This window comes from Nocardioides sp. LMS-CY (assembly GCF_018732145.1).
GTDB lineage: Bacteria > Actinomycetota > Actinomycetes > Propionibacteriales > Nocardioidaceae > Nocardioides > Nocardioides soli.
The window spans coordinates 4,438,024-4,451,224 of the sequence record NZ_CP076104.1 but is presented as its reverse complement, the minus strand read 5'-3'; the positions used below and the strand labels follow the sequence as shown (position 1 = coordinate 4,451,224).

Sequence of the window (13,201 nt, the reverse complement as noted above, 5' to 3'; positions counted from 1 at the left end):
ACTCATCCCGCTAGGAGTAGCAATGCGACACCCACACCGCGCGTCCCGCCTGCCGCGGGCGTCCTTCGCGCTCGCCGCGACCTCGCTGGCGGCCCTGCTGCTGGCGGCCTGTTCGCCAGGGGAGGGGGCCGAGAACTCGGCGAAGCCCACCACGCCACCGGCGTCGACGGGCTTCGACACCAGCGAAGAGGTCACGCTCACGATCTCCGACGGCTGGGGTACGACGGGCACGGGCGAGCTGTTCGGGAAGATCCTCGACGGCTTCGAGGACAAGTACCCGAACGTCACGATCAAGCGGGACACCACGGACTACGACAGCTACAGCCAGTCGATCAACCTCAAGGGCTCCTCGCCGAACCCGCCGGACGTGATGATGCTCCAGACCGCGGGCTACGGGCAGGGGTTCTACCAGTTCGCCCGATCGGGCCTGCTGCTGCCGCTCGATGACTATGCTGACGCCTACGGCTGGTCCGGTCGTTTCGGTGCAGACAGCAACCTCGACGTGTTCCGGTTCGACGCCGACAACGGCGACCAGTGGGGCGCCGGCCCGCTCTACGGCCTGCCGGAGCAGAACGCGATGATAACGGTCTTCTACAACGCCAAGCTGATGAAGCAGGCCGGCATCTCCGAGCCGCCGGCCACCCTCGAGGCCTTCGAGGACTCGCTCCAGAAGGCCAAGGCCGCAGGCGTCACGCCGATCGCGCAGGACAACATCTACACCCACCTCTACATGGCGATCTGGAACGCGATCTCGGGCGACGGGGAGCCGATCAACGACTGGATCTACGGACGAGGCGGGTCGTTCGAGAGCGCGGAGAGCCAGCAGGCCGCGGCGACGATCCAGGACTGGCAGCAGGCCGGGTACTTCCAGAACGGCGTCTCCGGCGCCACCGCCTCCGATGCGGCGGGCCTGTTCCTCAACGGCAAGGCGCTCTACTACGTCGCGGGCTCCTGGATGACCGGGGCGGTCGACGGCACCTTCGGTGCCGACGGTGGAGGGTTCCAGCTGACCGGCGACAGCGGCACGGCGCCAGCGGGCGGCGGGCTGACCACCCCGCTGACGATCAGCTCGAAGACCGAGCACCCCGACGTGGCCGCGGCGTTCCTGGACTACTTCACCAGCGAGGAGGTCTCCGACCAGCTCTACACCGGCGGCTGGGGCATCCCGGGTGCGCTCACCTCCGACAGCGTGGCCAACGGCACGGACCTGACCAGCCAGGTGCTGTCCATCCTCATGCCGATCGAGTCGGACGGCGGAGCCGGTACGACGCCGTTCCTCGACTGGGCGGCGCCGACGCTCACCGAGCAGCTCCCGGCCGCCCTGCAGCAGCTCGCGGCGGGCAAGCTGAGCCCGGCGGAGTTCACGGCCCAGATCGAGGGGATCACGTCGGACTTCGCGGACGAGCGGTCGGGCAGCTGACATGAGCATGGTGCGCTCCACGTACCGGACCGAGGGGGGCTCGGTACGTGGAGCAGCGCCGGCACGCGCGGTCGTCCGGCCGGCGCGGTGGCGCCGCAACCTGGTCGGCTGGGCGTACGTCGCGCCCGCGCTGGCCGTCTTCGCGATCGCGATCATCGGGCCGATGGTGTACGGCGTCTGGGTGTCGTTCTTCGAGTGGGACGGCATCACCGCGGCCAAGCCCGTCGGCCTGGACAACTACGCGTCGGTGTTCACCGACCCGGGCATCCGCGCCGCCCTCGGGCACTCGCTCTTCCTGCTGGTCTTCTACTCGGTCTTCCCGATCTCGATCGGCCTCGTGTTCGCCGCGGTGATCGCGCGACAGCGGCTCTGGATGGCGCCGATGTGGCGTACCCTGCTGTTCCTCCCGCAGGTGCTGTCGATCGTCGTCGTCGGCGTCGCCTGGCAGTGGATCCTGGCCGCCGACGGCCCGCTCAACGTCGCCCTGCGCGGTGTCGGCCTCGGCGGCGTGACCCGCTCGTGGCTGGGCGACTTCACCTGGGCGCTGCCGTCCGAGGGCGCGATCGGCACCTGGCTGATGTCGGGGCTGTGCATGGTGCTGCTGCTCGCCGGCGCGCAGACGCTCGACCCGCAGCTGTACGACGCGGCCGCGGTCGACGGCGCCGGGCCGATCCGGCAGTTCTTCCACGTGACCGTCCCGGGCCTGCGCAACGTGATCGTGGTCTGCCTGGTGCTCTCCGCCGCGGTCTCGCTCAACAACTTCGGCCTGATCTGGGTCACCACCCAGGGCGGGCCGGGCGACTCCACCCAGGTCATCTCGACGGCGATCTACACCCGGGCGTTCGTGCGCAGCCAGCTCGGCATGGCCTCCGCGCTCGCGATCGTGGTGTTCTTCGTGATGGTGGGGCTGGCCGCCGTCCTCGCCCGCCGATCGGAGGACGCATGATGACCCCCGCCAAGCTGACCCGGAACGGCCTCACGTACGGCGTGCTGCTGCTCGGGTCGTTCATCACGCTGGCTCCGCTGGTCGTGGTCGGCCTGACGGCGTTCTTCCCGCCCGGCACGCCGGTCGACGGCTTCTCGGTGCCCGACGAGCTGCACTGGGGCACGTTCACCACGGCCTGGGAGAACGGCGGCTTCTCCGCGGCCTTCCGCACCACGCTGATCGTCGGGGCGGCGGTGGTGGCGATCGTGACGGCCTGCTCGGTGCTCGCCGGCTTCGCGCTCGCCGTGCTGCCCTTCCGCGGTCACCGGGTGCTGCTCTACGTCTTCATGGCCGGCATCGTCACGCCGTACGTCGCTCTCGTGATCCCGATGTACTTCCAGTTCCAGGAGCTGGGACTGCTGGGCGGCTATCGCAGCCTGATCCTGGCCGAGGCCGGCCTCTACCTGGGCTTCGGCGTCTTCTGGATGACGTCGTTCTTCCGGTCGATCCCGTCGACGCTGCTCGAGGCCGCCCGGCTCGACGGGGCGAGCTCGCTGCGCATCCTGTGGTCGATCTACCTGCCGGTCTCGCGACCGGCCGTGATCACGCTGATGATGCTGACCTTCCTGTCGTCCTGGAACGAGTACCTCGTCCCCCTGATCCTGGGTGGCGCCAGCAGCACGCCGACGGTCGCGCTCGGGCTGGCGTCCTTCCAGGGCCAGCACCTCACCGACGTGCCGTCGCTCGCCGCGGCCTCGCTCATCGTGGCGGTCCCGGCCGTCCTCCTCTACGTCCTCACCCAGCGGACCTTCTTCCGCGGCCTTCTCGACGGAGCCGTCAAATGAGTCATGGTCAGCCTGTGCGCAACCCCCGCCGCGTGCCGCCCGTCCCGGGGCGACTGGTGCTGGGCCCGGACCCCATCGGGCTCCGCCAGGTCCGCGACCTCACGATCTGGGGCGACGGCGGCCTGCTGTACGTCGTCGCGTGCGACTCCAACGCGTCCGTCGGCGAGCTGCCGCACGACTTCCTCCAGCGCCCGCCCGAGGAGGCGGGCTACAACGCGTCGAAGGTGGCGCTGATGGAGGTGCTCGCCACCGGAGCCCGGCCGTTCCTGGTCACGAACACCCTGTGCGGGCCGCTCGACGACTACGGGTCGCGGGTGCTCGCCGGCATCGTGCGGGCGCTCGAGGAGATCGGCAGCGACGCGCCGATCGGGGGGAGCGACGAGACCAACATGGAGACCTCGCAGACCGGGGTGGGGGTGACGGTCGTGGGGCGGGCGCCGGTGGCGCAGATGCGGCTCGGCTCGAGCCGTCCGGGCGACGCCGTCGTGTGCATCGGCCGGCCGCGGGACGGCGTCCGGGTGCCCTACCGCGAGGGTGACGCCGACGTCGCCGCCCCGCGCGACGTACTCGCCCTGCTCGAGACCGAGGTCCACGAGCTGCTGCCGGTCGGCAGCAAGGGCGTCGCGTACGAGGTCGGCGAGCTCGCCGCGACGGTAGGCCTGTCCGCGACGCTGCGGCGGGAGGCGTCGATCGACCTGGACGCCTCGGCGGGTGCGAGCACCTGCGTGCTGGCCAGCCTCCCGGAGGAGGCGATCGAGCGGGTGCGGACGGCGACGTCGCTCCCGGTCGAGGTGGTCGCGCACCTCAGGGCCGGCCCCGACGACCCGATGGGAGTGGTGTGATGCAGCCGCCACTCGTACCAGACCCGGCGGTCGCCGCCACGCATCACCGTCCCGGGGGGACGACGGTGGCGGCGACCGCCTGCGTCACGGGCAGGGTGGTCGGCCGTCTCGTCGGCAGCATGGGGGTGTCGACGTGACGGCCGGCGGCCCGGGCCGGCAGCCGCATCTCCACGTCGCCCCCGGTGACGTCGGCGGCTTCGTGTTCCTGCCCGGCGACCCGGCGCGCACCGAGCTGATCGCGAGCCGGTTCGACGACGCCCGCCTGGTCGGGAGCAACCGGGAGTTCGTGACCTGGACCGGGTGCCTGGCCGGCGAGTCGGTCTCGGTGACCTCCACGGGCATCGGCGGCCCCTCGGCCGCGATCGCGATGGAGGAGCTGGCCAAGGTGGGCGCCCACACGTTCATCCGGGTCGGGACGTCGGGTGCGATCCAGCCCGACATCACCACCGAGACGCTCGGCGTGGTGCAGGCCGCCATCCGCGACGAGGGCACGACGCTGCACTACCTGCCCGTCGAGTTCCCCGCGGTCGCGCATCCCGACGTCGTCGCCGCCCTCCGCTGGGCCGCAGAGCGCTCCGGTCTGCCGGTGCGGGTGGGCGTCGCCCAGTCGAAGGACTCCTACTTCGGCCAGCACGAGCGGGACCGGATGCCGGTTGCCGCGCGGCTGGCCGAGCGCTGGGAGGCGTGGACCCGCGGCGGTGCGATCTGCTCGGAGATGGAGGCGGCCGCGCTGTTCATCGTCGCCTCCGTCCTCGGGGTGCGCGCCGGCGCGATCGTCACCATCCATCCGCTCCACGGCGGCCGGCCCGAGGTCGCGCCGCTCGAGCCGCCGCTCGACGTACTCATCGACACCGCCGTCTCGGCGATGACCGAGCTGATCGGGAGGTGACGATCGTGGACCCGGTCCGCCAGGCCGTGCTCGACTACCTCGACGGGCAGTCGTGGGACTACGACGAGCACGACACGTTCATCGGCCTCAACCTCGCCGGGCAGACGGGGGAGTGGCCGGTGGTCTTCTTCATGCCACCGGACACCGAGGTGCTGATCGTCTACTCGATCCTCCCCGTCGAGGTCTCGCCCGAGTGGGCGCGCAACGTGAGCTCCTACCTGACCGCCGCCAACTTCGGGCTCTCGATCGGAAGCTTCGAGGTCGACCTCGCCGCCGGCCCGCGGTACGGCGAGGTGCGCTACCGCACCAGCGTCGAGCTGCGCGACGTACCGCCCAGCACCGCCATCGTCCGCAACCTCGTCGACGCCAACGTCGCCACCGTCGACGCCTACCTGTCCGGCCTGCTCGAGGCCGCGCAGGGACGACCGTTCGAGTCCTGCATCGCCGACGCCGAAGGCGCCGACTGACCCCACCAGCTGACCACGAGGTTCGGGAGATCTCATGCACAGACACAGCGCCGCACGTACCCCCGGCGGGGACGACGGGCACCGCCGAGTCCAGCCCGAGCCGCGCAGCGAGGCCACGTCGGGTCAGCAGCAGGTCCTGAACCTCCAGCAGGGCGTGGGCAACAGCATCACCGGCCAGATCGTGCAGCGGTCCCCGGCCGTGATCCGGCGCGCCGGCGACAAGCTGGCGTTCGAGCGTGGGAAGGAGTTGGGGGAGGACGAGAGCTTGGCGGACGAGGTGTCCGAGCTGATCGAGAGCCATCGGCGGATCAAGCAAGGTCGCAAAGACAGCCTCGAATTCATCAAGGAGGCTCGTATCGAGACCGACGACACGATCTCCAAGTCACGAAGCCTCCGAATTCGCGCAGAAGGCAGCCGCACGGGTGTCCCGCCGGAGATCGTCAAACTCCGTCAGGCGCGGAACGAAGAGGCCACCGTTGGAGAGCACAAGAAGACGTTGGCGGACTACCACGACAGGGTGGAGGCAGACGCCGGCTGGCGCTGGGACCGGTTGAAGGGCACGTTGTCGGGCTTTCCGGGCATCAGCCTGGTCGGCGAACCGGCCAGCGGCAAGGTCGAGATCGTAAGCGACTCGAAGAGGACGATCTACACGGTCTACTTCGACAACGAGCGCTTCAACGCGGAGCCCGACGCAGATCGGCAGGACCAGGCGGATAACGTCTTCACCAAGCGCGGCTACAGCCCCACGGTGAAGCCCAAGCAGTTCGTCAAGGACGACAACGGCGTGCACACCCGCCGCTTCGTCACCCGCGCGATCACCATCTGGCACGTGGCCGCGATGTTCGGCCTCAACCTGAAGCCCAAGCAGAGTGGCGGCGAGACCGACGTCGAGCCGGCCTACGTGGATGAGGCGAAGACGACGCGGCTCGATGCGCAGCTGCCCCGCTACACCGGGGACACATTCGATGGCCACAGCGAGACTTTCGACCTCCGCGAGGCGGCCGCCCACGTCCCGCCCGGTGAGGTCGACGACTCAGAGTTCACGACGAGGTACTGGCGTCACCTGCAGGGTGTCCCCAAGCCACATCGCACGGTTCGGTCCGGCGCTCCCGAGGTTCGATCCTCTCCGGGAAAGCGGACCGGATACCAGTTCGCCCTCGGATACGCCGAAGCGCGCGGCCCGAAGTCGCGGATGGGCCTGAACGAGCGGGCCAGCATGCAGGTGCGGAACGGCTCCGGGCCGAACCAGCCTTTCCTCTCCACCGCCAGCGCCCAGATCGACCCCACCGGCAAGCGGAAGAAGGTGATCCGGGCCAACAAGGGCGAGCGGTTCGACACGGGCGCCGAGAACCAGGGCATCGTGAAGGTCGACCTCGCCAAGGCGCAGAAGCTGGGCATCAAGATCGTCAACCAGCACGCCGACGAGTCGAACCAGCACAAGATCGCGTGGGACCGGGTCTACCAACCGAAGGACATCGAGAAGCTCTGCAAGCGAGCCAGCATGGCGATCGAGTGGAGGAAGGACAAGAAACTCGCTCAGTACGCCGACGAGCTCCTGCCCGCGGAGGAAGAACTGAGTTCCTTCGAGGAAGCCGACAGGAAGCTCATCCTCGACGGGAACTCTGGTGAGGTCCTCAAGAGGTCGCACGTCAAGCGCTCGGCCCCCCAGGAGCTGGATGAGTACATCTACAGCGCGCGCAAGAACCGCGAGGTGCTGATGGACAAGATCCCGATCAGCTGCGTCACGGAGATCAACCTCAACAAGGACGAGGGCAAGTGGCCGGGCCTCGACGAGGGCATCGAGCGGGGCGAGTGGCTCGACTTCACCTCGGAGCTCCAGGGCAAGCTCAAGGCCTACCTGCGCGGCACCGAGTCCGCCAACGTGAAGGACGAGAAATACGACAACATCCAGGCGATGTACAAGCGAGCCGAGATCGACAAGGCCAAGGAAGGCGGGAACCGGACATGACCGCCCTCAAGCCCCCGACGACCGCGCCCGCCTGGGCGGTCTTCGCCGACGCACTGCTGCACCGGGCCGCACTCGTGGCGCGGATCGCCTTCGACCGCCTGCCCTCGCCGCTGGCGGGGCTGCACATCGACGACGACGACCTGCTCCGCGCGGTCGCCGACCTGCCGGGCCGGTCGTTCGGCGACGACGGCGCCGTCGAGGCGATCCTGGAGCGGACCAGCACCTCGATCGTGGCGGTCCGGGAGTCGTTCCACCGGGACGCCGTCTTCGCCGGCCTGGTCCGCGGCGCGATGCTCAGCCGCGAGGAGGCGGAGGTGCTCGCCGTCCTTTCCGCCGTGGAGCTCGACCCGCGGCGCCAGCGGCTGGTGTCGTTCCTCAACGACGACGTCACGCAACGGTTCCTCACGCCGTACTCCCTCAGCCAGCTCTTCATGGACGGCGAGGCCTGGGCGGTGCTGCGCCCCGACGGCGCCTTGCGCCGCTCGGAGCTGGTCACCGTCGAGAGCGGCCAGCCGTGGGCCCGCACACCGGTGCAGCTCGCCCCGCTGGTGTGCTGGCGGCTGGCCGGCCACCCGAGCGACGACCCCGCGCTGCCCACGGGCGCGGACCGGTGGGAGTCGAGCGAGCCGGGCGCCGCGCGGACGCCCGAGGTCGTCGAGGGCCTGGTGATCGTCTCCGGGCCCGACCGGATCCGGCGCCGCCAGGCGGTGGCCGAGCGGTACGCCGCGGAGCGGCTGCTCGTCACGCCGCTGCCGGCCGACGACCAGCAGTGGAGCGCCCTCGTGCGCCAGGCGACCCTCGACGGGGACCCGATCGTCCTCGAGCCGGACGAGACCGGCCTGACGCCGGCGACCCGGCAGCGCATCACTCGTGCCGGCCACCTGCGCTGGGCGATCAGCAGCGAGGTCGAGCCGGCCCTCGACACGCTGCCCCGGCAGCGCTGGGTCTCCGTGCGCCCCCGGCCGCCCCAGGCGACGATCGCGGAGATCGAGGCGGCGCTCGGGCCCGACGCGATCCACCATGCGGGCTCGCTGACCGCCGAGCAGCTCGCCCACGCGGGCGCGGCGGCCGACGCGGTCGGCGGCGATGTGGCCGCGGCGGTGCGCCTCTTGGCCGCCGGGGAGATCGACCGGGTCGCCCGGCGGACCACGCCCCGGCGCGGCTGGGACGACCTGGTGCTGCGCGAGGACAAGCTGGGCCTGGTCCGCGAGATCGCGGTCCGCCACCAGCACCGGCACCGGGTCTTCGACGAGTGGGGGTTCGTGGACAAGTCCTCCGCCGGCGTCCTCGCCCTCTTCGCCGGGGAGTCGGGCACCGGCAAGACCCTGTCGGCCGAGATCATCGCCGGCGAGCTGGGTCAGGACCTGTGCACCGTCGACCTCTCCCAGCTGATCAGCAAGTACATCGGCGAGACCGAGAAGAACCTCGAGGGGGTCTTCACGGCGGCGGAGTCCAGCCCCGTCGTGCTCTTCTTCGACGAGGCCGACGCCGTGCTCGGCAAGCGGTCGGAGGTCTCCAGCTCGCACGACCGCTACGCGAACGTCGAGGTCGCCTACCTGCTCCAGCGCATCGAGCGACACCGGGGCGTCGTGGTGCTCGCCACCAACATGGCCAAGAACCTCGACCCGGCGTTCCTGCGCCGCATCCACGTCTTCGTGGACTTCCCGATGCCCGACGAGTCCGAGCGGCTGCGCATCTGGCAGCGGTGCATCCCGCCGGCGATGCCCACCGACGGGCTCGACCTCGGGCGGTTCGCCGCCCGCTTCGAGATGTCGGGCGGCTCGATCCGCAACGCCGCGCTGACGGCAGCGTTCCTCGCCGCCGACGCGGACACGTCGATGACCCCGAAGGTCCTCGTCGAGGCGGTGCGCCGCGAGCTACACAAGGGCGGGCGCTACCTGCGCGACGACGAGTTCAGCGAGTTCCACGCGAGCTGACGGCCCGCGGACGGAGGGAGAGAGTCATGCGAGAGAGCGATCGGGCGGCACGCGAGGAGCGCGAGAGCGCGGTGCCCGTGCGGGAGCAGCCGGAGGCCGCCGAGCCGGAGCGGGAGGAGGCCAACCCGCTGCTGAGTCTCCAGCAGGGCATCGGCAACCGTGGCCTGGGCCACCTGCTGGCCCGGGCCCAGCCGAAGCTGACGGTCGGCCACTCCGCCGACCCCGCCGAGCTCGAGGCCGACCGGGTCGCGGCCCGCGTGGTCTCCGCGCTCGGCGGCGGCCACTCGTCGGCGTGCGGCTCGGCCTGCGCCCATGACAGCGGCAGCGACGGCCCCGACGCCGTACGCCGCAAGGTCGGGGCGGAGGGCGGCGCCCTCGACGAGGCCGACGAGCGGGACCTCACGGCCGCGACCCGCAGCGGTGGGAGCGCGCTGCCCGAACGGACCAGGACCGAGATGGAGGGGGCGTTCGGCGCCGACTTCGGTGGGGTCAAGGTGCACACCGACGGCACGGCCGCCGCCCTCGCCAGCTCGATGTCGGCTCGCGCCTTCACCGTCGGCTCGCACATCTTCCTCGGGAAGGGGCAGAGCACCGACGACCGCTCGCTGATGGCCCACGAGCTCACCCACACCATCCAGCAGAGCTGAGCCCGGCCCGGCGACCTCGCGGTCTAGACCGACGAGGAATCGCGCAGGTCCAGCTCGCGGCTGCGCCGGTAGGCGTAGACGGGCTGGTAGCGGTCGTGCAGCGTCGTGATCAGGCTGATCAGGCAGAGGAAGAAGAACGTCGTCCAGCCGTTCGACGTGCGGTTGAGGATCGCCTCGCCGACGGTGACGAGCACGACGTTCACGAAGATGCGCACGACCACGGCCAGGGCCGCGGACTCGATCGTCCAGCGACGCCGGGAGAAGAGCAGCGTGATCACGGCGTTGAGCGCGACCAGCGTGCCGATCGCGAAGAAGAGCTCCAGCGTCGACATCCGCACCGTCGGCAGGAACAGGCCGTAGATCACCGAGACCACGCCGACCAGCACGACCTTCTCGAGGGTCATCCAGGAGACCACCCAGCCGCCTGCGATGTGGATCGCGGAGAGCTTCGCGCTGGTGTCGACGGCGTCGGGCACCGGATCGGCCACCACGCGGAAGCGGTGGTCGGGGCGCGGCAGCCGCGGACGGACGACGAACCACAGGATCGCCGCCAGCAGCACCAGCAGCAGGATCAGCAGCGGCCAGGCCCACCAGTAGTCCTGCAGCGTGTCGGTCACGTCGAGCTCGGCGATGTGCAGCCAGTACTCCTGCGGCAGCTTGATGAAGATCCAGATGAACGCCGCGACCAGGATCCAGGTGCGCTCCGCGATCGGCCGGGTGCGCCAGCGGGTGCGCCACAGCTCGTAGGCGATGAAGAAGTACTCGAATGTGTTGGGGAAGGCCAGCAGCACCCAGCGCTCATGACTGACCTCGAAGAGGAAGGCGCCCGCCAGTCGGTAGTAGTAGAGGAACCGGGCGACCGCGAACGCGCCGAGGTTGTCCCAGTTGCGCATCGCTGCGAGGTAGGCGATGGACAGGTAGAAGATGTCCATCGCCTTGTCGTAGTTCTGGTAGCCCGGCGGGTCGTACCCGAACGCCTGGAAGATCGTCTGATCCGCCGCGTCGAGCACCAGGCACGCGATGATCGCCGGCAGCGGGAAGTACGGGATCAGCAGCGGCAGCAGGAACCGCCCCGCGACCACGAGGGCAAAGACGACCTCTTCCATGGGCCTGATTCTGTCCTGAACATCCGGGACCCGGCGACCTGATGTCCGGGACACGCCGACGGCGAGACTGACCGGCGACGAAAGGAACCCGATGTCCCGCTCCGCCAGCCGCCACGTCGTCGTGGCGCTGCTCATCCTCGCGCTCGTCCTCCTCGCGGCGGGCGTGTTCGCGACCCGCGCGTCGGCCGGTCCATCGCCGACGCCGCCGCCGACCGCCGCGGGCGGCGGGGTCGAGGCGATCGCGGGCGAGACCGTGCGGATCGGCGGCACGACGCCGCGGAAGGTACGCCGACCGGTCGTGCTGCAGCGTCGAGACGGGAGTCGCTGGCGAGTGGTCGAGCGGTCGCGCACCGACCGGTTGGGTCGCTACGCCTTCGCGGCGCGCGCCCGTGCGGCGAGGTTCCGAGTCGTCGCCCCCAGCGTCCAGGCCGGGAGAGAGCGGCTCCCGGCCTGGACTTCACGCCGCGTCCCCGTGCGGCTGGTCGGCCAGCGCGGCGCGGCGTCCGCGCCGATGACCGCCGCGACCGGTGCGGCCGTGGCGGTCCGGGCCACGTTCACCCCGGCCCGCGCCGGACGGCCGGTCCGGCTCGAGATCCGCGAGGGCGACCGCTGGACGACGGTCGCGCGCGGCACCCAGAACGCCGGCGGCGCGGTCGCCCTCACGGCCCGGCCGACCGGCACCGCGTCGTACCGGCTGGTCGCCGCGGCCTGGCGCGGTGCGCGCGCCGTCGCGACGGCACCGGTCACGGTGACCCGCGCCCCGTCCGCCCCGTCCGCCCCGGAGCCGAAGCCCGGCCCGGGCACCGATCCGGGCACGGACCCCGGCACCGATCCGGGCACCGATCCCGGCACCCAGCGCCGGCCGTGGGTGACCGGCTACTACGCGGCGTGGTTCTGGAACTGGCTCTACCCGCCCGAGGACGTCGACATGACGGCGATGACGCACTTCGTCTTCGGCCGGGTGGCCCCGGGCGGCGGCTCGCTCGGCGGCGAGCCGACCGAGCTCGAGCAGGGCGCGTGGTCGGCGCAGGAGCCCGGCGGCGCCCCCGACGGCAGCGGCCGCAGCATCGAGGACTACCTGATCGACAAGGCGCACGCCGCCGGCACCTCGGCCCTCCTGATGCTGGGCGGTGACGGCTTCGACGGCCGGGGCTTCATGCTCTCGACCACCGACGACCGGCGCGCGGAGTTCGTGGAGAACATCGTCGACTACCTGGTCGAGCACGACTACGACGGCGTCGACCTGGACTGGGAGAACTGCCTCTCCGGCGAGGCCGGCTGCGGCGAGGAGGAGGGGGAGGAGCCGGTGCCCGCGGCCGAGGCACGCCGGCGGCTGATGGCGCTGATCGCGGACCTGCGCGCGGAGATGGCCACCCGCGGCCGGTACGCCGACGCCCCGGGGCTGATCACCTTCCCCGGCTACGCCGTGAAGATCAACGAGCTCCAGGAGGGCGACAAGGTCGAGCAGTGGCAGGCCGACGTGGCCAACGCCGTCGACCAGTACAACCTGATGTCCTACGGCATCGGCACGACGTACAACGGCGGCGGCTGGCTGTCGTGGTTCTCCGGCGCGCTCTTCGGGGCCGGCGGGCAGAATCCGGTCGACATCTCCTCCAGCGTCGACGCGTACGTGCGCACCGGCGTCCCCCGCGACCGGATCGGCATCGGCATCGGCTTCTACGGCGTCTACTTCGGCCCGTCGATCACCGGTCCGCGCCAGCCCACCGACGGCAACGACATCTACGAGATCCAGGACGCCGCGCTCGCGTACTCCGAGCTGGACCGGATGGGCTACCTCTCCCACGGCGAACAACGCTGGGACGAGGAGGCGCAGTCGACCTACCGGGTGTACGGCGACGGCGGCTTCGTTCCGGAGCCCGAGGGCGGCCTGCCGGCGCGCAACCCCGCCGGCTTCCTCAGCTACGAGGACGAGCGGTCGATCGCCGCCAAGGGCGACTGGGTGCGCGAGACCGGCGTCGGCGGCACGATCATCTGGACGCTCAACTACGGGTGGCTGCCGCGCACCGGGACCAACCCGCTGCTGGATGCGGTCAAGAGCTCGTTCCTCGGAGATCTCCGGGTCGACTGAGTGCTCGTCGTCGGGAACGATCTCGCAGGCGCGGGCGTTCAACCCGGTGAGTCCACCTAGAATGG

General features: G+C 70.9%; 11 protein-coding genes. 10 read left to right on the top strand and 1 reads right to left on the bottom strand.

The window, feature by feature from the left end:
* Positions 1–22 precede the first annotated feature (22 nt).
* The 9 genes from KM427_RS21075 (at position 23) to KM427_RS21035 (ending at position 9,941) form a co-directional block, all read left to right on the top strand.
* Positions 23–1,420 carry an extracellular solute-binding protein gene (locus KM427_RS21075; protein ID WP_215525202.1) on the top strand — a complete coding sequence of 466 codons (1,398 nt, stop codon included), beginning with the start codon at positions 23–25 and terminating at the stop codon, positions 1,418–1,420.
* A gap of 1 nt (position 1,421) precedes the next feature.
* Entirely contained in the window at positions 1,422–2,366 is a 945-nt protein-coding gene (locus KM427_RS21070) for a carbohydrate ABC transporter permease (RefSeq protein ID WP_215525201.1), read from the top strand.
* Positions 2,363–3,190, top strand: coding sequence for a carbohydrate ABC transporter permease (locus KM427_RS21065; protein WP_215525200.1), 828 nt, complete (start codon positions 2,363–2,365; stop codon positions 3,188–3,190). The genes KM427_RS21070 and KM427_RS21065 overlap by 4 nt, the downstream gene beginning before the upstream one ends.
* Before the next feature lie 14 nt (positions 3,191–3,204).
* A complete protein-coding gene (locus KM427_RS21060) occupies positions 3,205–4,032 on the top strand; it encodes an AIR synthase related protein (protein ID WP_215525199.1) in 828 nt (275 codons plus the stop codon).
* Between the two features lie 133 nt (positions 4,033–4,165).
* Positions 4,166–4,921, top strand: a complete 756-nt coding sequence (locus tag KM427_RS21055) for a nucleoside phosphorylase (protein ID WP_215525198.1) — start codon at positions 4,166–4,168, stop codon at positions 4,919–4,921.
* Positions 4,918–5,388: a type III secretion system chaperone family protein gene (locus tag KM427_RS21050; RefSeq protein ID WP_215525197.1), complete on the top strand. Its 471-nt coding sequence runs from the start codon at positions 4,918–4,920 to the stop codon at positions 5,386–5,388. The genes KM427_RS21055 and KM427_RS21050 overlap by 4 nt, the downstream gene beginning before the upstream one ends.
* A gap of 34 nt (positions 5,389–5,422) precedes the next feature.
* Positions 5,423–7,357 carry a hypothetical protein gene (locus KM427_RS21045; RefSeq protein WP_215525196.1) on the top strand — a complete coding sequence of 645 codons (1,935 nt, stop codon included), beginning with the start codon at positions 5,423–5,425 and terminating at the stop codon, positions 7,355–7,357.
* The gene (locus tag KM427_RS21040) at positions 7,354–9,294 is read left to right on the top strand and encodes an ATP-binding protein (protein WP_215525195.1); all 1,941 of its coding nucleotides are present in this window, start codon (positions 7,354–7,356) and stop codon (positions 9,292–9,294) included. The genes KM427_RS21045 and KM427_RS21040 overlap by 4 nt, the downstream gene beginning before the upstream one ends.
* Positions 9,295–9,320: 26 nt before the next feature.
* Entirely contained in the window at positions 9,321–9,941 is a 621-nt protein-coding gene (locus tag KM427_RS21035) for an eCIS core domain-containing protein (RefSeq protein ID WP_215525194.1), read from the top strand.
* A 23-nt stretch (positions 9,942–9,964) separates the two neighbouring features.
* Here KM427_RS21035 and KM427_RS21030 read toward each other — a convergent pair whose 3' ends face one another.
* Entirely contained in the window at positions 9,965–11,047 is a 1,083-nt protein-coding gene (locus KM427_RS21030) for a hypothetical protein (RefSeq protein ID WP_215525193.1), read from the bottom strand.
* Positions 11,048–11,138: 91 nt separating this feature from the next.
* On the opposite strand from KM427_RS21030, the gene KM427_RS21025 reads away from it, so the two are divergent.
* Positions 11,139–13,136, top strand: a complete 1,998-nt coding sequence (locus KM427_RS21025; protein WP_215525192.1) for a glycosyl hydrolase family 18 protein — start codon at positions 11,139–11,141, stop codon at positions 13,134–13,136.
* Positions 13,137–13,201 lie beyond the last annotated feature (65 nt).